The 25165-nt window shown below is 46.4% G+C and carries 25 protein-coding genes; 17 read left to right on the top strand and 8 right to left on the bottom strand.

Translation table 11 applies throughout. The features are described 5' to 3' along the window. The first annotated feature begins 58 nt into the window (after positions 1 to 58). Positions 59 to 1969, top strand: a complete 1911-nt coding sequence (locus L2744_RS10025) for an ABC transporter ATP-binding protein (RefSeq protein ID WP_248991778.1) — start codon at positions 59 to 61, stop codon at positions 1967 to 1969. A gap of 45 nt (positions 1970 to 2014) precedes the next feature. Next, complete coding sequence (locus L2744_RS10030; RefSeq protein ID WP_248991779.1) at positions 2015 to 2476, top strand: TIGR02444 family protein; 462 nt, start codon at positions 2015 to 2017, stop codon at positions 2474 to 2476. 34 nt (positions 2477 to 2510) lie between these two features. Here the strand turns inward: L2744_RS10030 and L2744_RS10035 are convergent, their stop codons facing one another. The 3 genes from L2744_RS10035 to L2744_RS10045 form a co-directional block, all read right to left on the bottom strand. After that, the gene (locus tag L2744_RS10035; protein WP_248991780.1) at positions 2511 to 2921 is read right to left on the bottom strand and encodes a GFA family protein; all 411 of its coding nucleotides are present in this window, start codon (positions 2919 to 2921) and stop codon (positions 2511 to 2513) included. Between the two features lie 6 nt (positions 2922 to 2927). Further along, entirely contained in the window at positions 2928 to 4538 is a 1611-nt protein-coding gene (locus tag L2744_RS10040; RefSeq protein ID WP_248991781.1) for a GMC family oxidoreductase, read from the bottom strand. A 67-nt stretch (positions 4539 to 4605) separates the two neighbouring features. Next, positions 4606 to 5112, bottom strand: coding sequence for a TAT leader-containing periplasmic protein (locus tag L2744_RS10045; protein ID WP_248991782.1), 507 nt, complete (start codon positions 5110 to 5112; stop codon positions 4606 to 4608). Positions 5113 to 5245: 133 nt separating this feature from the next. Between L2744_RS10045 and L2744_RS10050 the strand changes: the two genes are divergently transcribed. The 3 genes from L2744_RS10050 to L2744_RS10060 all read left to right on the top strand — a co-directional run bounded on the left by L2744_RS10050 (position 5246) and on the right by L2744_RS10060 (position 7481). Beyond that, complete coding sequence (locus L2744_RS10050) at positions 5246 to 6274, top strand: hydrolase (protein ID WP_248991783.1); 1029 nt, start codon at positions 5246 to 5248, stop codon at positions 6272 to 6274. Next, entirely contained in the window at positions 6258 to 6503 is a 246-nt protein-coding gene (locus tag L2744_RS10055) for a YheU family protein (RefSeq protein ID WP_011788198.1), read from the top strand. The genes L2744_RS10050 and L2744_RS10055 overlap by 17 nt, the downstream gene beginning before the upstream one ends. 90 nt (positions 6504 to 6593) lie before the next feature. Then, complete coding sequence (locus L2744_RS10060) at positions 6594 to 7481, top strand: phosphoribulokinase (RefSeq protein WP_248991784.1); 888 nt, start codon at positions 6594 to 6596, stop codon at positions 7479 to 7481. A 489-nt stretch (positions 7482 to 7970) separates the two neighbouring features. Here L2744_RS10060 and L2744_RS10065 read toward each other — a convergent pair whose 3' ends face one another. Both L2744_RS10065 and pepB read right to left on the bottom strand, forming a co-directional pair. After that, entirely contained in the window at positions 7971 to 8480 is a 510-nt protein-coding gene (locus L2744_RS10065) for a GNAT family N-acetyltransferase (RefSeq protein ID WP_248991785.1), read from the bottom strand. Between the two features lie 190 nt (positions 8481 to 8670). Further along, positions 8671 to 9963 (bottom strand): aminopeptidase PepB, encoded by a 1293-nt coding sequence (gene pepB / locus L2744_RS10070; protein WP_248991786.1) that lies wholly within the window; start codon positions 9961 to 9963, stop codon positions 8671 to 8673. A gap of 178 nt (positions 9964 to 10141) precedes the next feature. Here pepB and sfsA point away from each other — a divergent pair, with 178 nt between their 5' ends. The 10 genes from sfsA to L2744_RS10120 all read left to right on the top strand — a co-directional run bounded on the left by sfsA (position 10142) and on the right by L2744_RS10120 (position 19547). Beyond that, complete coding sequence (gene sfsA / locus L2744_RS10075; protein WP_248991787.1) at positions 10142 to 10846, top strand: DNA/RNA nuclease SfsA; 705 nt, start codon at positions 10142 to 10144, stop codon at positions 10844 to 10846. Positions 10847 to 11009: 163 nt separating this feature from the next. Further along, positions 11010 to 11453, top strand: coding sequence for an RNA polymerase-binding protein DksA (dksA, locus tag L2744_RS10080; protein ID WP_007644947.1), 444 nt, complete (start codon positions 11010 to 11012; stop codon positions 11451 to 11453). Positions 11454 to 11628: 175 nt separating this feature from the next. Then, entirely contained in the window at positions 11629 to 12528 is a 900-nt protein-coding gene (gene gluQRS, locus L2744_RS10085; RefSeq protein WP_248991788.1) for a tRNA glutamyl-Q(34) synthetase GluQRS, read from the top strand. A gap of 126 nt (positions 12529 to 12654) precedes the next feature. Continuing rightward, a complete protein-coding gene (locus tag L2744_RS10090) occupies positions 12655 to 14139 on the top strand; it encodes a polynucleotide adenylyltransferase PcnB (RefSeq protein WP_248991789.1) in 1485 nt (494 codons plus the stop codon). Continuing rightward, a complete protein-coding gene (folK, locus tag L2744_RS10095; protein ID WP_248991790.1) occupies positions 14139 to 14627 on the top strand; it encodes a 2-amino-4-hydroxy-6-hydroxymethyldihydropteridine diphosphokinase in 489 nt (162 codons plus the stop codon). Before L2744_RS10090 ends, folK begins: the two co-directional genes overlap by 1 nt. A 151-nt stretch (positions 14628 to 14778) precedes the next feature. Beyond that, positions 14779 to 15573 carry a 3-methyl-2-oxobutanoate hydroxymethyltransferase gene (panB, locus tag L2744_RS10100; RefSeq protein WP_248991791.1) on the top strand — a complete coding sequence of 265 codons (795 nt, stop codon included), beginning with the start codon at positions 14779 to 14781 and terminating at the stop codon, positions 15571 to 15573. Between the two features lie 27 nt (positions 15574 to 15600). Next, positions 15601 to 16446, top strand: a complete 846-nt coding sequence (panC, locus tag L2744_RS10105) for a pantoate--beta-alanine ligase (protein WP_248991792.1) — start codon at positions 15601 to 15603, stop codon at positions 16444 to 16446. Positions 16447 to 16666: 220 nt separating this feature from the next. After that, positions 16667 to 17194 carry a DUF4124 domain-containing protein gene (locus L2744_RS10110; protein WP_248991793.1) on the top strand — a complete coding sequence of 176 codons (528 nt, stop codon included), beginning with the start codon at positions 16667 to 16669 and terminating at the stop codon, positions 17192 to 17194. A gap of 425 nt (positions 17195 to 17619) precedes the next feature. Then, positions 17620 to 18039, top strand: coding sequence for a curlin (locus L2744_RS10115; protein WP_248991794.1), 420 nt, complete (start codon positions 17620 to 17622; stop codon positions 18037 to 18039). A 14-nt stretch (positions 18040 to 18053) separates the two neighbouring features. Next, positions 18054 to 19547: a curlin gene (locus L2744_RS10120; RefSeq protein WP_248991795.1), complete on the top strand. Its 1494-nt coding sequence runs from the start codon at positions 18054 to 18056 to the stop codon at positions 19545 to 19547. A gap of 171 nt (positions 19548 to 19718) precedes the next feature. On the opposite strand, the gene L2744_RS10125 is transcribed toward L2744_RS10120, so the two are convergent. Beyond that, positions 19719 to 20384 carry a helix-turn-helix transcriptional regulator gene (locus L2744_RS10125; protein ID WP_248991796.1) on the bottom strand — a complete coding sequence of 222 codons (666 nt, stop codon included), beginning with the start codon at positions 20382 to 20384 and terminating at the stop codon, positions 19719 to 19721. Between the two features lie 395 nt (positions 20385 to 20779). After that, positions 20780 to 21388 carry a DUF2238 domain-containing protein gene (locus tag L2744_RS10130; protein ID WP_248991797.1) on the bottom strand — a complete coding sequence of 203 codons (609 nt, stop codon included), beginning with the start codon at positions 21386 to 21388 and terminating at the stop codon, positions 20780 to 20782. Positions 21389 to 21542: 154 nt separating this feature from the next. Between L2744_RS10130 and serA the strand changes: the two genes are divergently transcribed. Next, positions 21543 to 22772 carry a phosphoglycerate dehydrogenase gene (gene serA, locus L2744_RS10135; protein ID WP_248991798.1) on the top strand — a complete coding sequence of 410 codons (1230 nt, stop codon included), beginning with the start codon at positions 21543 to 21545 and terminating at the stop codon, positions 22770 to 22772. Positions 22773 to 22926: 154 nt separating this feature from the next. Next, a complete protein-coding gene (gene ygfZ, locus L2744_RS10140; RefSeq protein WP_248991799.1) occupies positions 22927 to 23889 on the top strand; it encodes a tRNA-modifying protein YgfZ in 963 nt (320 codons plus the stop codon). 85 nt (positions 23890 to 23974) lie between these two features. Here the strand turns inward: ygfZ and L2744_RS10145 are convergent, their stop codons facing one another. Then, positions 23975 to 24991 (bottom strand): response regulator, encoded by a 1017-nt coding sequence (locus L2744_RS10145; RefSeq protein WP_248991800.1) that lies wholly within the window; start codon positions 24989 to 24991, stop codon positions 23975 to 23977. Positions 24992 to 25165 lie beyond the last annotated feature (174 nt).

Consider the following 25165-nt stretch of genomic DNA (forward strand, 5'->3'; position numbering starts at 1 on the left):
GGGTTGTACGCTATTATCTGTGCCCTGACGAATTTACGTTCTAACCAAGTTGTAGTTAATGATCAGCATCAACCAAGCGCAATTAATCCGTGGCAGTAAAACCCTGCTAGATGAGACCTCTCTCACGATTTATCCCGGTCATAAGGTCGGTTTAGTCGGTGCTAACGGCACAGGCAAATCCTCACTGCTCGCATTAATTTTAGGTCACTTAAGCCTAGATAAAGGTGAATTTAGTCTGCCTTCTGGCTGGCAAATTGCCACAGTGGCCCAAGAAACCCCTGCGCTCGACGTCTCGGCACTGGAATACGTGATCGATGGCGATAGCGAATATCGTCAATTAGAAGCCCTATTACACCAGGCCCAAGAAGAGAACGACGGCAATGCCATCGCACTCCTGCACGGCAAAATCGACGCTATCGGTGGTTATGCAATTCATTCGCGTGCGGGTTCATTGTTAGCGGGTCTAGGCTTTAGTGAAGCCGAGCAAAGCAATCCAGTAAAAAGCTTTTCGGGCGGCTGGCGTATGCGCCTCAACTTAGCCCAAGCGCTGCTGTGTCGTTCTGATTTATTGCTCCTCGACGAACCGACCAACCACTTAGATTTAGATACCATGTACTGGCTCGAAGGTTGGATTAAGTCCTATCAAGGCACGCTGATTTTAATCAGCCATGATAGGGATTTTATCGATGAAATCGTTGATGAAATCGTCCACGTTGAAAACCAAAAACTCAATTTCTACAAAGGTAATTACAGTGCCTTTGAGCGCATTCGTGCCGAACGTATGTCACAGCAACAGGTTGCCTTCGAGCGTCAACAAAAAGAACGTGCGCACATGCAGTCCTTCGTTGACCGCTTCCGGTATAAGGCGAGTAAAGCCAAACAAGCGCAGAGCCGCTTAAAGGCGCTAGAGCGCATGACGGAACTGTTGCCATCTCAAGCTGACAGCCCATTTTATATGGAGTTTCGCGCCCCTGAAGCCTTGCCGAACCCGCTGATTAAAATGGAACAAGTCGCGATCGGCTATGGCGATAAGCCCATCCTTAGCAAGGTGCATTTAAACTTAGTACCGGGTGCGCGTATTGGTTTGCTGGGCCGTAACGGCGCGGGTAAATCGACGTTAATCAAGCTGTTATCGGGCCAATTGTCGCCAATGACAGGTTTGTATGAACCTAACCCTGGCGTCAATATCGGCTACTTTGCCCAGCATCAAATCGAATTTTTGCGCCTCGACGACACGCCGATGCAGCATTTAGTACGTCTGGCACCCAATGCCAGAGAGCAAGAATTACGCAACTTCTTAGGCGGTTTTGGCTTTAACGGCGATATGGCGCTCTCTCCGGTACGACCCTTTTCCGGTGGTGAGAAAGCCCGTTTGGTGCTAGCGCTATTGGTTTGGCAGCGCCCTAACCTATTACTACTCGATGAACCGACCAACCACTTAGACTTAGAGATGCGCCACGCCCTAACAATGGCATTGCAAACCTTTGAAGGTGCAATGGTTGTGGTATCCCATGATCGCCATTTACTGCGGTTAACCTGTAGCGACTACTATCTGGTCGATCAAGGTGAAGTGCGCGCCTTTGATGGTGATTTAGACGACTACCATCAGTGGTTGTTAGATGCGGCGAAAGCCACTACCTACCAAACGAGCAATAGCGATGAAACCAAACCAGCGGCTGATAAGAAGATACAAAAACGCCTCGAAGCAGAGATCCGCCAAAAGGTATCGCCGCTAAAGCGTAAGCAGACTAAATTAGAAACCGAGCAACAGAAGCTAAGCGAACGCCTCGCCGAACTCGAACACTTGCTCGCCGATAGTGAATTGTATGACCAAGATAACAAAGCCAAGCTAACCTCGGTATTAACCGAGCGAACGAGCTTGACGCAAACCCTAGAAGAAAGTGAAATGCAATGGCTCGAGTTGCAAGAAGAGATAGATGCAATGGAGCTCGAAGTGATAAACCAGTAGGTATCACTAACTATGGTCGCTAACCCAAATGTACAAGGACAGTGTATGCAGAACCCACCTAGACTAGACAGCCAGATTTGGGATTGGTGTTATATGAGTTATGGGCACAACAAAGCCCTGTGTCTCGAATTGCAGGATAGCTGCCAAGTGAATGTTAACTTACTGCTACTAGCGCAATACTTAGATATGGCTCTCGATGCTACGGGGTCGAGGCAATATAGCACTGAGCAGTGGCAAACATTGGCTGCCGCTGTAGGGGAATGGGATGAAAAATTTCTGTCTCCCTATCGCCGTTTACGTCGCCTTGCCAAAGCAAGTCTTAATAAAGATGAATATAAGCAGATGCTTGATGTTGAGCTGATGATGGAACGTAAAGCACAGCGCGCCATAACTCGTACTCTAAAAGGGCTTACTCCTAACGGGTTACGCACCAACCTAGTCAGTTACCTAAGCTTATTCGGACTAGGCGAAGCCGATGTGAAACAGTTAGATCTACTCACACCTTAACTTTCTACGCTTAGACCAATCCATCATCACTAAGCTAGGTGCTTCGACCTTGGGGATACCTTTTACAGTTATCCTCAATAGTCAACCAACTGACCTGACTATCAGTATAAATATGGTAATGTGGCCTGATGCGATTCGGATCATCTAAGCTCGCTATTGTTAACGTTAAATAATCAGGATATTGAGTATGCCTGTAGGTTAGCGAAGCACCGCATTTGCCGCAAAAGCCACGCCTGACAAACTCAGATGATACAAATTCAGTCACCACACCATTAAGCCATGTGACTTGAGCAACCTTAAAATCCATCCAAGCGCCAAACACTGAACCCGTACTCTTTTGACACATGCGGCAGTGGCAATAATCCGCATCGAAGGGTTCACCATCGAGCCGATAGCGAATCGCACCGCACAGGCAACCACCTTCTAATCGATATTCTTTAGTCATATGTACCTATACCTTATCCCCAGCTGTGAGTTTTTCGGCGAGCCTCTCAGCAAGTTTAGTGGCATTGCGCGCCGTAATGCCATAAATCGACAATTGTGGGTTAGCGCCAAGGCTAGTCGGGAAGATAGAACCGTCCATTACCGACAAATTCTCTAAATAATGTGACTGCCCATAACTGTCGACCATGGCAAGTTTTTTATCTTCCCCTAAGGGACAGCCCCCCATCACATGGGCCGATGCCACAACGGTACGTAGCGGGGCGAGCGACATCTGGGCAATGCTTTCTTTGGCGGCTTTCCATGAGGATAAATAGGGCATGCCATCGCTGATCGGCAACACTTTTAAGGCACCCGCCGAAAATTGAAGCTCAGCCATGCTGGCAAAGGCGCGTCTTGCAGAGCGCCAAAAAACATCGGTCAGTGGATAATCTAAGGCAAAACCTGTTGACGTTAAATGCACTTCACCACCCTGACTCTCGGGGTGATAACCATCCCGCACTAGGGCTATAGTCACTTGCAATTGATTAAATTGTGACATTAATTCAGCATGACTTATGCCATAACCTAAGGTTTTAGAAGCAATTAATACTGGATGCACTGGTGGCACTTCAAGTTTATAACCGAGCTCCCCCTCGGCACCATTTTTCCACAAAAACTCATCGGAATAAATTGATTGCGGCGCACCACTGTGAGCATTAATCGCGTCGGCAAACACACCGCCAGAAAAGAGGGTTGGATGTAAAAAAGTACGTTTACCCAAAAGCTTGTGGGGATCGGGCACTTGAGAACGCATCAAGAGTGTCGGAGTATGAATGGCTCCTGCACTCAAAATATAATGTTTAGCCTTAAATAATAGCTCAATGGCGGTTGGCCTTAAGTTGACATCCAGCGCCTGTGCTTTCAACGCAAATACTTGACCATTATGATGTTCAATCTTAACGACTTTTGCGCGACTCACCAGCTGAGCACCTTTATCGAGCGCCGCAGGGATTGTGGTGACTAACATAGATTGCTTTGCATTGACTGGGCAGCCCATGCCGCAATAGCCCGTATTCCAACAACCAGCAACATTGCGCTTAATAACGGTGTGATCCCAGCCAAGATTGATACAGCCTTGCTTCAAGGCCGCATTATTGCGATTGGGCTCATAATTCCATTGGTGGATATTTAGGCGCTGCTCCATTTGCTCAAACCAAGGATCTAAGCTTTCCCGCGTTAATCCTACCGCGGACTTATTTTGCTCCCAAAAAGCTAAAGTCTCTGTCGGAGTGCGGATTGAGGTCGTCCAATTTACCGTTGTCGAACCACCCACGGCGCGGCCTTGAAAAATACTCACCCCTTTGTCGGCGGTTTTCATTGCCGCAGCTTGTTGATACAAATTGGGATAAGCGACTCGCTCCTCCATGTCAAAATCGCTAGAAGATTTAAGTGGCCCCGCCTCAACCATGATGACACTCAGCCCTGCTTGAGTCAGAATTTCGGCGGCAACACCGCCACCCGCACCCGTGCCAACAATGATCACATCGGCTTCAAATTGTTGGTTTTTTTGTAATTGGCTAGCATCTATATGCTGCCAACCCGAGTTTAAACCATTCACTATGGGATCTATGATTGCCAACTTGGGTGCTCCACTGTCGCGGCTAAGGTTTTTATTATTCGGCGCTTGATTCTGTTAAACGGACTCGCTATTTGAACAGCTCTGGCTTGGCATAATGCAGGCGACTCCAATGCTCAGGGCAAGCGTAGTAACTTGCCATCACTAATTCCCGTAATCCTAAATAAGCCGTCTGTAGTAGTGAAAAATAACTATGGCGCCAGCTTTCTAGCATCTCAGTTAGTTCGGCAGGGGAACGCATTAATAGTGGGGTCATACTCGAGGTTAATAGGAGCAATCCAAGCCGATTCTCAAGCATATCCAGTAATTCAAACAACTCAATTTGCTGCTCGGATGGCAGCACAGCAATCGACTGTTTTATAGCGTCTAAGGTTCGATTTTGAGCCACTAACTTGTGAGTCGCCACATCGGGTAGTGCCCCATCGAGCATCACAGGTAAGAGTACGCTAAATAGCAAACGATAATCTTTACCTTCACTATCATCGGGTAAACTGAGTTCTGGAGAATAGAGATTAACCCCTAAGGCTAACGCCGCCGTACCTGCAAACGCGCTAAGCAAAAAGGTACGTCGCTTCATCGCTATCTCCTAAATATCAACCTGAATACCAGCCTAAATATCGGCATAAAAAACAATTGTGTTACACTAAGCGCGAATCTAAATTAAACACACGTTTTAATTTTCAGCAATAGCGATGCCTAGATAAACTCTCATGCCAAATTCTTTTATGCCACCTTGGTGGGCCAAGAGTCCACATATACAAACGATTCTGCCAGTATTGACTAAAGTCGCCAAACCGACCCTAACAAGACAGCGTATCGAATTGCCCGATGGCGACTTTATCGATTTAGATTGGCAGGATTTCCCGCAACAGGGTAAACCAATAGTCGTGATCATCCATGGATTAGAGGGCAGCGCGGCATCCCATTATGCGAGGCGCATACTGCTGAGCTGTAAAGAACAACAACTCTCAGCCGTTGTGCACCACCACAGAAGTTGCTCGGGAGAAGCCAACCGCCTCGCTCGCAGTTACCACAGTGGCGACACGGACGATCTGCAGTTTAGCCTATCGACACTAAAACATGCGTATCCGCAATCCCCGTTATTAGCAGTAGGTTACAGTTTAGGTGGTAACGTACTCACTAAGTACCAAGGCGAATATCAAGAAAGCAGCCTATTAACACGGGCCGTGGTTGTCTCAGCCCCCTTGCAATTATCAGCCTGCGCTAAACGCCTAGAAAATGGCTTCTCAAAGGTTTATCAAAGCTACCTTATCAAGCAGTTACAAAAGAAAATAAACCATAAGCTAGCCGATCCTGATTTGGCAAACACTCTGCCATTAAGCCGATTGCAAGTCGAGCAGCTTAACACTTTTTATGACTTCGACGATAAAGTCACGGCGCCACTGCATGGTTTTAGTGGCGTTGACGATTACTATATCCGCGCTAGTGGCTTACCCTTTGTTAATCGCATCACTAAACCCACACTGATTATTCATGCCAAGGATGATCCCTTTATGACTGACGATGTGATCCCACATCCAAGCCAAATATCTGAGCATGTCGAATACGAGCTGCATTCCTATGGAGGCCATGTTGGTTTTATCGAAGGCGGCACACCATGGAAACCACGCTTCTACCTCGAACGTCGAATTTTAGATTTTTTACGTGGCGACGCCGTATTCGACGAACACCTATTTGGCAACATTGAACAAGGAAATAATGATGCTCATTCCCTATGATGTACTTTTACAGCTCCCTAAGGAAACACTGGCAAATCTTGTCCGCGAATACCTGTTTGGTCAAGTCGAAGATGGCAGTTTTGCCAGTCTCGATGAACAGGAAATGTCCTTAGCAATAGCCCAGTGTCAACAAGCGCTTAAGCAGGGAAAACTGCTATTGGAATATAGCGAAGATGACGAGTCTTTCGCGATACGCCCAGCAGATCAAATAGCGAAACGGCAAGATTGACCAGTCCTACCCCAGTACCGTATAAATAGAACTCGTGGTTTTATCGCTTACCCATAAGCGGCTCTTTTGGTTCCTAGCTAGGTAGAAAAAATGTCAGCAAAACATCCTATTATTGCAGTTACAGGCTCATCCGGCGCAGGAACCACCACAACGACCACCGCCTTTAGCCATATTTTTCGCCAACTCGGGATCAACGCAGCCTTTGTAGAAGGGGATAGTTTTCACCATTTTACCCGCGCCGAAATGGAAGTGATGATCCGTAAATCCCAAGCAGAGAATCGCAACCTGAGCTACTTTGGCCCTGAGGCCAATAATTTCGCTAGGTTAGAGCAATGTTTCAGTGACTACAGTGCAACAGGGCAAGGGGAAACCCGCAGCTATCTACACACCTTCGACGAGGCCGTGCCCTTTAATCAAATGCCCGGCACTTTTACCCAATGGCGCCCGCTACCTGAAAATACCGATATGCTTTACTACGAAGGCCTACACGGTGGCGTCGTCACGTCAGATACCAACGTCGCCCAACATGTCGATTTGCTTATCGGCATGGTGCCAATTGTCAACTTAGAGTGGATCCAAAAAATAATTCGCGATACTTCGGAACGCGGTCATAGCCGTGAAAAGGTAATGGGCTCGATTGTGCGCAGTATGGATGATTATATTAAGCATATGACGCCACAGTTCTCTCGCACCCACATTAATTTTCAGCGAGTACCCACGGTTGATACCTCTAACCCATTCAGCGCCAAAGATATTCCAAGCTTAGATGAGAGCTTTGTCGTGATCCGTTTCCGCGACATTAATAATGTCGATTTCCCTTATTACCTGAGCATGATCCAAGGCGCATTTATGTCACGGGTTAATACCTTAGTCGTGCCCGGCGGTAAAATGTCCCTAGCTATGGAGCTTATTCTTACGCCCTTAATTAAAGACTTAATGGAAAAGCGCCAACAACTTAATAGCCCTCAAGCTAACTAAAAAATCAGTAGCCTTTCATGCAATTCGACTAAAGGCGGATTAAATAAAGTCTTTTTTTTGCAATGGATTAAGATTGATTTAAGCCATAGAAGCTAACCTTGCACGCATCGGGATTTCAGGCGAAAGAACGATAGTTGGCATACTCTTGGGAGTTAATTCCCCCATCTTGATCTGTTAATTCCCTTGAGTATGCCAGCAACCTCTCTTTAAGACTTGCAAGTTAATTCCGCCTCCATGCTTGATCTGTCGATTCCTTGAGTATGTCAGCAACCTCATCTTAAACATTAAGTCTTCAGAGTTAATTCCACATCCATGCTTGATCTGTCGATTCCCTTGGTTCTAGGTTCTAGGTTCTAGGTTCTAGGTTCTAGGTTCTAGGTTCTAGGTTCTAGGTTCTAGGTTCTAGGTTCTAGGTTCTAGGTTCTAGGTTCTAGGTTCTAGGTTCTAGCAGCGAAGCGTCCTAGTAGTTGCGAAGCAACGCTCTAGTTCCTAGCAGGCCGAAGGCCGTCCTAGATTTTTATACATCACCATACAATCGAGGGCGATCCCTCTAGGTGAACAGTAAACGGATTCCTCTTCTAAACCTTCACCACCAAAACCGCAGCTACGATAAAACGCTACCGCATTAAGGGTTGACTCTAATCTGAGTTGGGCAAGCCCCTGATTAAAGGCCATAGTCTCAATAAACTTAAGCAGTGCCTTACCTACACCAAGTCCCATGGCATCGGGGGAGACAAATAGAGCGTCTAACTGGGCATAAGGAGCATCCAGCATGGCCGTACCAACAACCTTTTTATCCTGAGACTCCTCAGTAACTAGCTCGGCCACATAAAAATGCGCATCGACGATACGGCTAAATTTCTCGGTCAGTTCGCCTGCGGTCCAAATCAGCAGATCGCCAGCATCATAAAATCCGGCGCAGCCTTTATTAATGGCCGCATTGCGAATATCCCAGCAGGCCTGCGCATCATTTTTAGTTGCTTTTCGTATAGTTATCATCAAGTTTCCCGATAAAACATCTCAGCCATAACATGCCATGAAGCCACTGAATCACCAAGCAAACTCTTACCTTAGCGTCTTATCCAATAAAAAACCGCCCTAAGGCGGTTTTAAGTAAGGCGACAGAATCTTAATGGATCTGCGGTGGCGATACTGACTAACTTAGGCCCGGACTAACTTAGGCTAGGGCTTAGGCTTTAATCAACTCACTAATAGTCAATACGCCGTGGGTCGTTGCACCTGCGCCCCACATGGCAGAAGCCGAATCTTCAAAGGCACCGGCTAAGTCAACATGCAACCATTTAGCTTCGGGTGACACAAAACGCCACAGGAAGCCAGCGGCATTGGAGGCTCCACCGGCTCCGCCACCTTTCACAGGGCGACTGTTGGCCGTATCGGCGTAGGCCGATGGGCACATTTCTTTGTGCCAAGGATCGAGTGGTAATGGCCATACGCGCTCGGCCACGCTGGTGGCTTTTTGCTGGGCAAGTTGCAACACATCAGCCTGCGGCGAGAAAATCGCATTGTAGTTAGAACCAACAGCCATCACAGCTGCGCCTGTAAGGGTCGCAGCATCGATAATAAAAGGCGCGCCTGTCGCAGAAGCGGCTTGTAGACCATCGGCCAACACTAGGCGTCCTTCCGCATCTGTGTTCACCACTTCAACTGTCACGCCATTTTTGTAGGTTAGGATATCGCCTAACTTATAAGCCCGGCCGCTGATCAAGTTTTCGGCACAACATAAGAACAATTTAACCCGTTTGTTGAGGCCAGACTTGATTGCTAAACCGAGCGCTGCAGTCACAGTTGCCGCACCGCCCATATCGCATTTCATCCCTAACATGCCTTCGGAAGCCTTAATGCTGTAGCCACCAGAATCAAAGGTAATGCCTTTACCCACGAGCGCCACAGAAACCGGGGCATCGGCGGCTAATGGGTTAAAATCTAACGCTAACATCGCCGGGGGGCGCTCACTGCCACGGCCCACTGCATGGATACCTATCCATTGCTCTTCAAGCAAGGCTTCACCTTCGATAATGCGGTAGCTCACCTTGTCACCGCCAATGCTGGCTAACCATTTAGCCGCTTGTTGAGCTAATTTAACTGGGGATAAATTTTCAGGGGTATCGTTGATCAGTTGACGGGCAAAGGTCGCTACATCGAGTCGACGTTGCAATTCGACTTGCACAGACTCATCACCACACCATTGAATTTGATAACCTGTTTTTGCCGTCGCGAAACCTTGGGCAAACACCCACTGGCTATTTAGATCCCAAAGTTGCCCAGCTAATACAACGCTACTAATGCCTTGATTGCGCAGCTTACGTGCCGCCATTTGAATTTGACGCAACTCATCGCCACCCGCTAAATGAATTTGCGCGCCATCGGCGGTAAAAGTCACATCGGCTTTGCCCCAGTGGGCGGCTGGCGCTTCTTTGGTTAATTGCACTCTCATCAATTCAGTCATTTTTAGTTCACTCATTAGGGATCCTTATTTTTTCGATTCGTTTTAGCACAATCGGAACAACTTGTATGGCGGCAGTTTACTGCTAGCGGCCAGCGACTAAAAGCGATTGGCCGAAGTTAGCTGGGTAAAATCTGTAAACATTTGCGAAATTTGCTAGTCTTGCCGCCAGATTGTTCTCAATACAGGTAGCAGCATGCACTTCGAACCAGCCTTGCAGCAGGGCAGATTACTTAAACGCTATAAGCGCTTTCTTGCTGATATAAAGCTCGCCGATGGCAGTGAGATAACGATCCATTGCCCTAACACAGGCTCAATGCGCAATTGTCTCTTTCCCGATGAAACCGTGTGGTTTTCAACCTCCGCTAACCCTAAACGTAAATATGCATACACTTGGGAGTTAATGAGTACATCAGACGGCGGTCTCATTGGCATACATTCGGGTAATGCAAATGCCCTAGCCGAAGAAGCGATAAATAGCGGCATCATCAAAGAACTAACGGGTTACGAGAGTTTAAGCCGTGAGGTGAAGTACGGCGATGAAAACAGCCGCATTGATATCTTGCTCCAAGGTGCTCAAAAACCAGACTGCTATATAGAGGTCAAAAGTTGTACTTTGCTCGAAGATGGGCAAGGATTTTTCCCCGATGCGGTGAGTTTACGTGGCCAAAAACATTTGCGTGAATTGATGTATATGGCAAGCCTTGGTCACCGCGCTGTACTGTTATTTGTGGTACAACACTCAGAAATATTCAGCGTTGCCCCCGCGGCACACATTGACCCTGAATATGCTAAGTTACTGAAAATGTCGGTTTTAGCTGGAGTTGAAGTGTTGGCGTATCGCTGTGAAATCTCACCGACTGAGATACGTCTAGCCCAAGCCTGTGTAGTCCGAGTATGATGTTAACGGTCGGTAAAATTGAAATTCATTTCAATTAGCGAATTGAATCATAAAATTCATTCAAGACGAGTTGAAAAATTTGCCTCGATGTAAAGATTCTGATATAGATAGCGGCCGTTCTTAAGGACGCCCTACAAACGCAAATGATTACAGGAGATGCGTTATGCCTGAAGGCACCAAAAAACTTGGCGTACTAGCTATCGCAGGTGTAAGTCCCTACCAGGAAAAGCCGGGTGAGGAGTATATGAACGCTAAGCAACTGGGTCACTTCAAGACTATTCTTGAAGCTTGGCGCAATCAGTTGCGTGAAGAGGTCGACCGTACTCTAAGTCACATGCAGGATGAAGCAGCAAACTTTCCTGATCCTGTAGACCGTGCGGCGCAGGAAGAAGAGTTCAGTCTCGAACTTCGTGCTCGCGATAGAGAACGTAAGCTGATCAAGAAAATCGAAAAGACACTGCAAAAAATTGAAGAAGACGATTTCGGCTTCTGTGATTCTTGCGGTATCGAAATCGGCATTCGCCGTCTCGAAGCGCGCCCAACAGCCGACCAATGTATCGACTGTAAAACGCTTGCAGAGATTAAAGAAAAGCAAATGGCTGGTTAATCGGCTGAGCTGAACAAGGCGGGGATTTCCCCGCCTAATTGTTTCTTCAAATGAGTTAATCAAACTCGTTCGAGTAAAACTCACTTCATTTTATTCTGTCATTCGCTTTTATCTTATTATGCCCTAAAATACGTCCACTTTTGTCGGTGCGACTTTCAAACTCAGTCTTGATGCTATGGCAAATCCATTGACGCTTTCTTTATCCAGTAAGCCCTACGTCGGCCGCTTTGCGCCTTCGCCTTCAGGTGCGTTGCATTTTGGTTCGCTTATTGCGGCCCTTGGCAGTTATTTACGTGCCCGCTCGCAAAAGGGAAAGTGGTTAATTCGTATCGAAGATATCGATCCACCGCGGGAAATCAAAGGTGCGGCAGCTGATATTTTACGTACTTTAGAGGCCTATGGATTTGAGTGGGACGACTCGCCGCTATACCAGAGCCAACGCACTGAGGCCTATCAAGCGCAAATTGACCATCTGCTCACTCACAATGACGCCTATTTCTGCCAATGCAGTCGCAAACACATTCACGCTATGGGCGGTGTTTATGATGCCCGCTGCTATCAATTGTCTAAACCACATTCATCGGGGGCGGTACGCATTGTGAACCGCGCTCAAGTGGCCGAATTTAATGATAATTTAATGGGGAAAATCTGTGTCGATGCACATTTTGCGGCGGAGGATTTTATCATCAAGCGTAGCGATGGCTTATATGCCTATCAACTCGCGGTTGTGCTCGACGATGCCTATCAGGGCATTACTGAAGTGGTGCGTGGCTGCGATTTAATTGAGGCAAGCTGTCGCCAATTAAGCTTGTATCAAACCTTTGGCTTAACGGCTCCCGAATGGCTACATTTGCCCCTCGCTTGCCTGAATCCTGGGTTTAAGCTTTCAAAACAAAATCATGCACAGGCTATCGATAAGCAACATCCCCAAAAGAGCCTTAATGCAGCACTGGCATTTTTGGGTCAAGCTCCAGTAGAAGTCCAAGGTTCGGCGACACAAATGCTCGCCCAAGCCGTGGCACAGTTCCAATTATCCGCAATCCCAAAGCAATCAGAGATACTGATCGGTTCCTAATGATGCTAAACGGCACAAAATGCTCCACACAATAGAAATGTAAAAGGCTTTGCACAAGGCCGCAATTTGCGTATCTAGTGGGCTAAGTCAAGAATCGCTATATACCCATTAGGCCGCATTTAGTATATGATAGCCGCCAGATTTTTTAATCACATAACAGATCACATTTCGAGGTGTCCCATTTTTCGCCGTATCAGCCAATTCTGTAAGCAGCTATTTGAAGACGCGCCTAAAACGACCGCTCCAACTCCAGCTCAGATCCAACCCCAAGCATTAGAAGCCTCTTCTAGCGCCTTAAGCTTAGAGTTAGTGCCGAGAGATGCCCACTCCATCTCGCGCAAGGAAATTAGTGAGAATGCCCTTAAGGTATTATACAGACTGAATAAATCAGGCTTTAAAGCCTATTTGGTCGGCGGCGGTGTGCGTGATTTACTCCTCGGACTCGAACCAAAGGATTTCGACGTTGTGACCAACGCAACGCCAGAAGAAATCAAAAAACTGTTCCGCAATTGCCGAGTGGTTGGACGCCGTTTCCGTCTCGCCCATATCGTCTTTGGCCGTGATGTTATTGAAGTTGCGACCTTTCGTGGTCACCATGGCGAAAGCAATGATAAAGTCTCTAAAGCCAGCGCCGAAGGCCGCTTACTGCGCGACAACGTCTATGGCGAAATTGATGAAGATGCCGAACGCCGCGATTTTACCGTCAATGCCCTCTATTACGATATCAGCGATTATTCCATCCGCAGCTATGGCGGCGGCATGGCCGATCTCAAGGCGGGCACCTTAAGATTAATTGGCGATCCAGAAACCCGTTACCGCGAAGATCCCGTACGCATGCTAAGAGCCGTTCGTTTTGCAACTAAGCTCAGCATGAGTATCGAGGAAGTCACGGCAAAACCAATCAAACAATTGGCACCGCTGCTCACGGATATTCCTGCGGCGCGCATGTATGAAGAAGTGCTTAAACTCTTCTTTGCGGGCAAAGCCTTAGCTAACTTTGAAATGATGCTGGAATACAAGTTATTCGCACCCTTGTTTCCACAGATCGATGCGCTATTAAAAGAAGATCCAAAGGGTCCGGCAATGAAAATGGTTCAGGCCATCATGAAAAGCACCGACTTACGGGTAAATGAGGATAAACCAGTTACTCCCTCATTCTTCTATGCTGCCATGCTTTGGTATCCGCTACGCCAACGTGCCGAGGATATTGCCGTTGAAAGTGGCTTAACTTTATATGACGCCTTTTTCGCAGCAATGGGTGATGTGATGGAGCAGCAATGCCAAACCATCAGTATTCCACGTCGCTTTAGCACACCCTCAAAAGATATTTGGCAATTACAATTACGTTTCGACCGTAGCCAAGGTACTCGTGCTTTTAAACTAATGGAGCACCCTAAGTTTAGAGCCGCCTACGATCTACTCTTACTCAGAGGTGAAGTGGAAGGCGGTAATGTTGCCAAAAGTGCAGCATGGTGGCAGCAATTTGTTGAAGCCGATGAAACCGAACGCCTGACTATCGCCCGTAGTGGTAATAAGTCGTCTGGGAATCGCAACGCACCGCAACGCCGTCGCCGCAGACCAAGTACGACTAAAGCCAAAGCGGCTGAATAATGACCCGCGTTTATGTTGCATTAGGGGCCAATCTCAACGATCCCCAAACGCAATTGGACAATGGCGTGATGGCGTTGTCCACACTCGCTCAGGGCAATAGTTTGCAGGTCTCACCGTACTACCATTCAACCCCTATGGGCGATGTGGTCCAGCCCGATTATATCAATGCGGTAGCAAGCTTTGAGACAACACTGACGCCATTGGCGTTACTCGATGCACTACAACATATCGAAAATACTCAAGGGCGAGTTCGTAAAGAACGCTGGGGACCAAGAACCTTAGATCTCGATTTGCTCCTATATGGTAATGAGTTCATTGATGAACCTAGGCTCAAAGTTCCTCACTACGGCATGAAAGAGCGCAGCTTTGTGCTTGTCCCATTAGCCGCGATTGCTCCAGATCTTATCCTGCCCTGTAACACAGCCCTAAGTAGTCTGATTAACAAAAATATGTTGGCCGAGTTACAACAACTAAAGCGCAATGGTTAAAACCATCAACTGTTGACTCTAAGAACACTAAGCTCAAGCTTATTAGCAATGAAAATATCTTGGCAAAATGACAACTACTAGGGATAGATCATTGAAGTCCGTCCCCAGTTAGCTTATAACACCACTTCTATTTGGTTTGAAGATCATCCATATGTCTAAAATTACTAGCTCAACCCTGTTGAAATACAAACAGGAAGGTAGAAAATTCACGGCACTGACAGCCTATGATGCCAGTTTTGCCGGCGCGTTTGATAGCGAAGGTGTAGATGTGCTGCTCGTCGGCGATTCTTTGGGAATGGTTCTGCAAGGCCATGATGATACCCTCCCCGTCACGACCGCAGAGATCGCTTACCATACTCGCTGCGTACGTCGCGGTATAGAGCGAGCACTGCTGATTGCCGACATGCCGTTTATGAGTTACGCCACACCAGAGCAAGCCATGGTTAATGCCACTGAGTTGATGCAAGCTGGCGCCAATATGGTCAAAGTGGAGGGTGGCCATTGGTTACTCGAAACCGTCACTAAACTCACGGAGCGTGGTATCCCTGTCTGTGCCCACTTAGGTTTAACCCCTCAGTCTGTTCATGTTTTTGGTGGTTTTAAAGTACAAGGTCGCGATGCTGAAAATGCCCAGCGTATTCTGGACGAGGCTAAGGCTTTAGAAGCGGCTGGTGCTCAACTACTGGTAGTGGAGTGTATTCCTGCGCCACTCGCGGCAGCGATTACTCAAGCATTAACGATTCCTGTCATTGGAATTGGTGCAGGCGCCTCAACCGATGGTCAGATTTTAGTGATGCATGATGTATTAGGTATTTCAAGTGGTTATATTCCACGTTTTTCGAAAAACTACCTAAAACAAACGGGCGAAATCCGCTCTGCGGTACGCGCTTATATTGAAGAAGTTGCCGCGGGAACCTTCCCAAGTGCCGAACACACGTTCAACTAATTTCCCGTTTTAGCAAGGTAAGGCTTAATGATCACAAGCGCCCATATCGATGATATTCGCACTCAAGTGCGAGCATGGCGTGCCAAGGGCGAAACCGTCGCCTTTGTGCCAACCATGGGGAATCTTCATCAAGGACACATCACCTTAGTCAAACAAGCTGCACAAAAGTGTGACCATGTGGTGGTGTCAATTTTCGTCAATCCAATGCAATTTGGGCAAAATGAAGATCTCGACGCCTATCCACGCACTCTGGCCGCCGATAGCGAAGCACTCACGGCGGCTGGCGCAGAACTGTTGTTTACTCCTACACCCGCCATCATCTACCCCAAAGGCTTAGCGCAACAAACCTTTGTCGAAGTACCGGGTATTTCAGACGTACTTTGTGGCGCATCCCGTCCAGGGCATTTCCGCGGTGTTGCCACTGTTGTCTGTAAGCTATTTAACATAGTGCAACCAGATGTGGCGCTATTTGGCAATAAAGACTATCAGCAGCTATTAGTGATCAAAACCATGGTTGAGGATCTATCCTTACCGATTGAAATTATTGGTGTTGATACGATACGTGAAGCCTCAGGACTCGCTATGAGTTCACGCAATGGCTACTTAACTAGCGATGAAAAAGCGGCGGCACCTGCGCTTAAAAAAGCGATTGATGCAATGGCGGCTGGCATCAAGCAGGGCGAGAGTTTTGAGCAAGTGACAGAGCAAGCTAAGGCGAGTCTAGTCTTTGCAGGCTTTACCCCTGATTACTTAGAAATTCGCCATGCCCACACCTTAGCAAAAGCCGAAGCACAGGATAAAGCGCTGGTGATTTTAGCGGCGGCTTATCTCGGTAAAGCGCGCCTTATTGATAATCTAAGATTCGATCGCTAATGTAAAATACCTTGATAAAAAAGGAGCTTAGGCTCCTTTTTTATCATTTATAGTTCAGAATTAATGCTATTTCCCTTTGAAAATCAATTTCAATGTCAGAAAAGATCAATCGTCAAAAAACTGGTTTTCTCCCCAAACTTACCCCATAGTATTAAACGGACCAACACACGGATTTGATGCATAAATATATGTCACTAGTGTACAAAGGATTTGTAGCCGAATGGCAAAGCTGATACTGACTCTGATATGCCTTTTGTTGCCAAACATGGCTCAGGCAAACACTATCTATAAATGTCATAAGGGCGATAAAGTTGTCTTTAGCCAAATCGCTTGCCCGCAGGAATACCGTCAACACAAAATCGAGTATCAGTTAGGCGTCACAATTGAAACTGATTCAGATAAACGGGAAATGCCTGTCGATCCTTTACAAGCGTTACTCAATAGCCAAACTATTACCAAAGAAAAACTGCTGCAACTGCTTGATGGCGAAATATATCGGCTTAAGCAGGAAAACAGCTATTTTGAAATCCTGCGAGCCAGTGAATTACAGAAACTAGAACGTAGACGTTATTGGCAAAATAAAGAGAAAAACGATCCTGAATACATCAACGAAATGGACGATATCAATACTCGCTTCAATGTGTTGACTATAAGCAACAACAGTACAATGCAACAACTGAAAGACCGTAAAGACCAAATCAGTACCCAAGCCTTCCCTGAAGCGTCAAAAGAGCCGGAAAAACACTGATCGCGTATAGAATGTCGTACTTGTCCTATCTCTGATGTGTTGAAAAAATTCGACCTCACTATAACTCATTGCCCTTCGCGATTAACTCTTTCAGAAAAAATGATAACGCGACTATCGATATCCTTTTCACTAATTGTTAACCATTGTTTAAATAATCTAGGGATAGCTTCTCAACAAATACGACTTAACTACTAGGCCAACTAGACTAGACACTCTAATAAAATACTCTTCAGTAAAAATATAAACTCATTTAAATCAGCACCATAAAAACATATCACCCATTTACTGACACTCCCTCCTTTCTAGAATAAATACCCTTTTGGCCAATTGCGACATGTTAACTGGACTCGTATCTTCAGGTCTGAATTTGGGATGTAAGTTGTGTTAAGCAACCCAAGATATTTGATGCATGCAAGGAGTCATCCGTGCCAAATCCATCTATACGCTTTTTGGTGCCGCTGATCTTGCTGTGTAGTTGTATGACCACAGCACAGGAGCTGAATGTCAACGAGTTACCCGTAACCCTTCAGGCATTACTGGAACGTTCCGGTCGCGATAACCTTATCGAGCTGGTTCAACAAGGCACTGCCAACCAAGGTTTACTGTTCCAATCAGGCAGCGATAACGAGGCCAATGTGACACAAGTGGGCAATGATAACGACGCGCTAATCACACAGATTGGTTCAAACAATGAAGTCCAACTACTGCAAGTCGGCAGTCAAAATACGGCTTCAGTGACACAAATTGGCAATGACAATCTCGTGCAACTGAACCAACTAGGTAGCGGCAATTTTTCGATTCAACAGATTGCAGACGGTGCTGCAATCTCAATAACTCAATATTAAACAGGGAGCGTCACATGAAATCACAAGCTAAAAAATCACTTATTGCTTTGGCCATTGCAGCGGGTTTAAGCGGTCATGCCTTTGCAGCCAGCTCAGTGAGCGAAATTAGCGTAGTACAAACGGGCCAAGACCAAGACACCTTAGTCTCACAAACGGGTACCCTTAACGCTGCTGCGGTTGTCCAAACGGGTACAGCTCAAGTCGCAACCGTTATACAAAACGGTGTGTGGCATGAAGCGGCAATAAATTCAACGGGTACCGACAACAAAGTCCAAGTAACGCAGCAACTTGACTGGCATGTGGCGAGTGCAAATGTTGAAGGTGACAACAACAATGTTAATGTTTCGCAAGACGGTTTCTATAACCAAAGCAGTAACGATGTTATTGGCAACGATAACACAGTAAGAGTTAGCCAATTAGGCTCAGTCAACGAAAGCCAAGCTGAAATCACTGGCACTGAAAACGCTGTATTTGTTGAGCAAGAAGGCGATGCTAACTTCGCAGTATTTCGCGTTGAAGGCAACAACAACGACGGGAAAATCACACAAATCGGTGATGATAACCAGGCGGGTTTAATTGCCCTCGACTTAACGGCTAACGTGGGTAACAACAACGACGTGTCGGTTGAACAAGTGGGTAACAACAACTTTGGCGCGGCTAAAGGCATTGCAGGTGACAACAATAGCGTTGACATGGTCCAAAAAGGTGATAACCACTTTGGCTTTGTTTACGCACTGGCAGGCAGCGATAACGATATTTCAATGGATCAACAAGGTAACGGCAACACAGCCTATCTGGCTATGACAACGGGTGATGATAACAGTGTAGATATTACTCAAAATGGCAGCAGTAATACTATCGGTGATACTTTAGTGGCCGATATCCAAGGTGATGATAACGACATCGCTATCAAGCAAAATGGTGACTTCAACGGTGCAGAGTTCCAAGTATGGGGCGATAGCAACGATGTTGACTTGAAACAAAAAGGCGATGCGAACTTCGCAACCTTTGGCGCATACGGTATAGATAACGACTTCGATTTATCCTCTAAAGGCAATGACAACGAAATCGTTGCCTTCGCTGAGGGTGAAGACAACAGTATCGAAGTAAGCCAAGAAGGTAATGCTAACTTTGCTTATGTCGATGCAGTGGGTAACGATAACGAAGTTGATGTTGAGCAAGATGGCGCTCAAAACGAAGCAATCATTTCCGTTGCTGGCAACAATAATGCCGATGTCACAGCGCTTCAACACCGTGGCGATCTTAACCTTATCGATCTCATTATCGAGGGTGATGAGAACACTGCCGATATCACTCAAGCCGGTACTGGTAACTGGGTGAGCGGTGACACCAGTAACTCATTCACAGTTAGCGGTGACAATAACAGCCTGTCAATCACTCAAACGGGTAATGACAACTTAGTATTAGGTTCCCAAGCAGGCACTAACAACAGCATCAGCGTGAACCAGTCAGGCGATATGAACATTGCCACTGTAGTGCAATACTAGCCAATACTGTTAAACCACCACAGCTAAACTCTTTGGTGGTTTATAAAAAGGGTGTTAAACAAAAAGCGGGAATGTTTAAATAAACATTCCCGCTTTTCTATGTTGATATGCCAGCAATCATTAAAATTAACCACTCAAAGCGAAACGCTAACGACCAATATCTTTAACTGACTAGTTGCATAGCTCAAAGTGAGTTTGATAGGTTTGTGCCCAGCGCAATAGCTCAACACGATTACGTGATTGGGTCTTACGGAAAATAGAGGAAATATGCGCTTTCACCGTATGTTCGCTGATGCATAACCTATGGGCGATTTCTTTATTCCTCGCGCCACTCGATACAAATTGAATAATGGTGCGCTCACGGGATGTCAGCATCTGTAGCATAGCCACAGTATCAGAGGGCATCTCATTATTACCATCTAACTTTTGAACTACACGGCGGAACATTTTACTCAGCAGGGTTCTATCGTACCAAAGTTCCTCTGCCACCATTTTACGTAAACCAGTTAACATCAAATCCATACGTTGATCGGCAAATAAAATACCTCGAATGCCGAGTAACATTGCAGATTCTTGATCCAAGGAATCGCGCTCAACTTGGTACAGTGCCACGGGGAAATGTGACACTAATCGCGAAGCCAACAGGGGGATCCCTTTGTTATCTAATGCTGAACCTTTTTGGGTGATCAGGTAAAAACTACGGTGACTCTTATCCAAATCAAGTTCAGCCGCATGTTTTACTATACGGGTTTTCAAGCCTATGGATTCAGCGAGTAACGCTAAATGACATGGCGCTGCCATTTGGTGTAAAAAAACCAATTCGTTAATTGTGCTCAATGGCTCTCCTCCGTGAAAAGTGTTCTTTGTTAGCAAATGGCATTTTTGGTTAGTCTTTTACTTAACGTTTTAAACATTCCATTAACCAAACTAATTCTGACTAGTTAACGCCTGAAAAACATCACCCAAATGTATTATTCCCTGTTTAATCCTAGTAGGTTCGACTAACTCACCACAAGAAAATGGAATAACAGTCAAAAATGCCGCTTAACTTGACTTACTCACAGCGCCTAATACTTTCCAACTATGACTACATCAACCCAAAGTTGCAACATAAAGTAAACATAAATACTAACGCAAAAGTATGACAGCTAAATGCCATCAAACTCGCGTTAGATATTTCAGGGAGAGAAAATCTTGCAACTCGAACACAAAGCATCACCTACTCATAACCGCTAGGTCCTCAGTTTGAGTGCTGCTATTTGCTTATCTTGAAAACGAGACAATAAAGTTAGCGCGACAATCGCACCAATGAGGGCAAAAAACATATCTGATTGGGTATCCCACACATAGCCTTGAGTGCCTAAAAAGGCTTCAGCGCCTTCACCCGTTGCCGCGGCCACCCACCATTCGATCAGTTCATAAAAAGCCGAAAATGCGAGCACAAAACAAGTGGCAAGAAACGCACACCAAGCACCCGGTTTGACCGCTTGATTACGCAGCATAATTTCACGTGCGAGCATAGCCGGAATAAAACCTTGCGCAAAATGCCCTACTTTATCGTAGTTATTACGTTCTGAGCCCATCCAATCGGCAATCATGTCGAATAATGGTACTTCGGCGTAAGTGTAATGCGCCCCCACAAACAACACACAACAATGGGCTAACACTAAAACATAGACGAGAGGTGTTAATGGAAAACGTTTGCGAGTAAAGAATAAAATCGGCACAGCAACCAATGCAGGCAAGGCTTCGAGCCACCATGTGAAAGGATCTGCGGGTTTTATCGCCGACCACACCAAAACTGAGAGGTAAATACCGCACCATGCGATTTTGTTATTCAATGTTTCTTCCTCTTATGCGATATTGTTCTAAATTTAGAATATTAACTTTAGCCATCTAGCCCTCCACACTGAGCAAAAAAAGTGCTACTTTGATGGGTGAAGGTAGTCAGCATATCATAAGAAACATTTCTATTAATTAGAGGGTACTCATATCATGGCGAAACATTCGCTGGACAAGGATAAGATCAAGATCCTGCTGTTGGAAGGCGTCCACCAATCTGCGGTCGATGTATTTGAACGTGCGGGATATACCAATATCGAATACCACAAAGCTTCCTTAAGCGATGAAGCCTTACTTGAGTCCATTAAAGATGCACATTTTGTAGGGCTTCGCTCGCGTACCCAATTAACTGCCGAGGTGCTAAAACGCGCCGAGAAGTTAATCGCGATAGGATGTTTCTGTATTGGAACCAACCAAGTTGATCTTGCCACCGCCGAATCCCTTGGTATCCCAGTATTTAACGCCCCCTTCTCTAATACTCGCAGCGTGGCCGAGCTAGTGATTGGCGAAATCATTATGCTAATGCGTGGAATTCCCGAACGTAACGCTATTGCCCACCGTGGCGGCTGGATGAAAACTGCCGCTGGTAGCTATGAAGTGCGTGGTAAAACCTTAGGTGTGATTGGTTACGGCCATATTGGTACTCAGCTTGGCATTCTGGCGGAAACCTTAGGCATGCGCGTCGTGTTCTTCGATATCGAAGACAAGCTGCCGCTAGGTAACGCACAGCAAGTCCATTCGATGGAACTGCTGTTGGCACAATCTGATGTAGTGAGCTTACACGTTCCCGAAACCCCACAAACGAAAGATATGATAGGTGCAGCAGAATTTGCCGCTATGCGTAAGGGTAGCATCTTTATCAATGCCTCACGGGGCACAGTGGTCGATATCGAAGCCCTAACCGTTGCATTAAAAGAATGTCATCTCGCTGGGGCGGCCATCGATGTGTTCCCCGTTGAACCACAATCGAATGACGATGAATTTATGACTCCTCTACGTGGTTTAGACAACGTCCTACTCACGCCGCACGTTGGTGGTAGTACGGCCGAAGCCCAAGAGAACATTGGTATTGAAGTCGCGGGTAAGTTAGCTAAATACTCAGACAATGGCTCAACCGTTTCTGCAGTTAACTTCCCAGAAGTATCACTGCCTATGCACAAAGGCACCTCACGCCTACTGCATATCCACCAAAACCGTCCAGGCGTGCTGATCAAGATCAACCAAGCCTTCTCGGAAAAAGGTATCAACATCGCCGCCCAATATCTGCAAACCACAGCAGAGATTGGTTATGTGGTGATGGAGGTCGATACTCACCAAGCCGAAGAAGCGCTAGTTGAGCTCAAAGCCATTGAAGGTACATTGCGTACCCGCGTACTGTTTTAAGATTTAAACTCAACTCGCTTTAAGCCTATCGACTAAAGCACACATATTAAGGCGCACATATCATTCAAAGATATGTGCGCCTTATGCTTTTGAGCCAGCAGGAATTCCGCTACAATCTAGCCTCTCACACCGTCTTCATTTTCAGGATCTCGCTATGACTATTTCAGTTTCTACGCCCCATTGGGATCTGGACGCTTCCTTGCCTCCACTTATGCTTGCCAACTTATCTCATATGGGCCTTATCAAAGTCGTTGGAGAACAAGGCCGCAGTTTTATCCATGGTCAAGTGACCACAGACATCAGCTCATTAGCCGATAATCAATGGCGCTGGGGCGCACATTGCGATCCTAAAGGTAAAATGCTGGCCAGTTTCAGAACCTTTGCCATCCAAGATGCGCTCTTTATGTTAATGCCAAAGGATGCCATCGAAGTCGATTTACCTCAGTTACAAAAATATGCCGTGTTTAGCAAAGCAAGCCTCAGCAATGTGTCTGAACAGTGGACTCTGCTGGGCGTTGCTGGCGAACAGGCAAGCCAATTCGTGAACAAGCATTTTGGCGATATTCAGCAAGAGCTCACGCTTATTGAACATGGTGTGATTTTAAAAGATGCAGACCGTTTTATTTTGGTGTTAACCCCAGAGGCGGCTGCGGCCTTAGTTGCTCAATCGGAACTGAGTGTATTTGATGCCAGTGCATGGCAAGCGTTAGAGATTTCAGCGGGTTACCCTAACCTTGCCGCCAGCCACGCCAGCCAATACGTACCGCAAATGTGTAATCTACAAGCGGTCAACGGTATCAGCTTCAACAAGGGCTGTTACATGGGGCAAGAAACCATAGCGCGGATGAAATATCGCGGCGGCAATAAACGCGCCCTGTATATTTTGCACGGTCACACCAGTCTTCAAATCAGCCTAGCGTCAGGCCTTGAAATCGCAATAGAAGACGGCTTCCGCCGTGGTGGGCAGATCATAGAGTTTGTACAACGTGGCAATCAAGTGTTGTTAACCGCAGTACTCGCCAACGATACCAGCAACGATACAAAGCTGCGTTTTGCCGACGATGAGCAATCAAGCTTGACGATCCAAGCCCTGCCTTATTCATTAGATGAAGCATAATGCTTTGATTTAACAAGATATGCATAATGGGATTTAAAATAATAAAGGCGCCAATGGCGTCTTTATCTTATCTAGCACCCGAGCATCAATGTTCTAAAAAAGCGTCTCTAATCGAGATCACCACAGGCAGGATTTGTTTGAACGCTTCCACCAGCTTAGGGTCAAAATGTTTTCCCGCTTGGTTTTCAAACAGCTCCATAGTCGCCTCAATCGTCCAAGCCTGCTTGTAGGGCCGTTGCGAAGTCAGCGCATCAAACACATCCGCAATCGCGATGATACGTCCTTCAATTGGAATATCCTCACCCACCAGGCCATTGGGATAGCCTGAACCATCCCATTTTTCGTGGTGAGTTAAGGCGATACGACGGGCCATCTGCAATAACGGATCACTGTGTTCGCCAATAATCTCGGCGCCAATGGCGGCGTGCCGCTGCATGATTTGCCATTCCTGCGCATCTAGCTTACCCGGTTTTTTTAGCACGGCATCGGGCGTACCAATTTTGCCTATGTCGTGCATAGGCGCTGCATTATAAAGTAAGTCGCAGAAGCTACTGGGGAAACCGAGTTTTATCGCCAGTAAACGAGCATAGTGACTCATACGTACCACATGTAAGCCTGTTTCATTGTCTTTATATTCTGCGGCTCGGCCGAGGCGACGAATAATCTCGAAACGCGTATCTTCTAGCTCTTGGGTACGAGCTTTAACCTGCTCTTCAAGCAAACGTTTTTGATCATAAAGCGCAAGATGGGTTTTGACTCGCGCCTTAACGATAGGCGCACTCACAGGCTTAGTAATGTAATCGACAGCCCCCAGCTCAAAACCTTGGGTTTCGTCGGCAGTCTCAGATAATGCGGTAACAAAAATAACCGGAATATGACATGTTAGCGGCTCTTGCTTTAGCAACTTACAGACTTCATAGCCATTCATCCCTGGCATCATTACGTCCAGTAAGATGAGATCCGGTAGAGATTTAGCGACTAATGCCAACGCCCTTGGCCCATCAATAGCCACTTTGACTTTATAGTCTTCTGCGAGGATACCCACCAAAATGTCAATATTCTCGGGGGTATCATCGACGACTAATATTGTTGCCTTATCCATTAAGCACCTCGACTCATGCCATATACAAAACTGTTATTAGCTGTTTTACACTCACTCTAACTGACTGTTCTAAACACCAAAACTTAAGCCGATATCAAACGTAAAAACGTATAAAGTCATCCATAAAGTTTCACTGCGCCATCCATGGCGCGCAGTATCAGCTTATTAAGAAGG

It is taken from the genome of Shewanella profunda (genome assembly GCF_023283765.1).
GTDB classification, from domain to species: Bacteria; Pseudomonadota; Gammaproteobacteria; order Enterobacterales; family Shewanellaceae; genus Shewanella; species Shewanella profunda.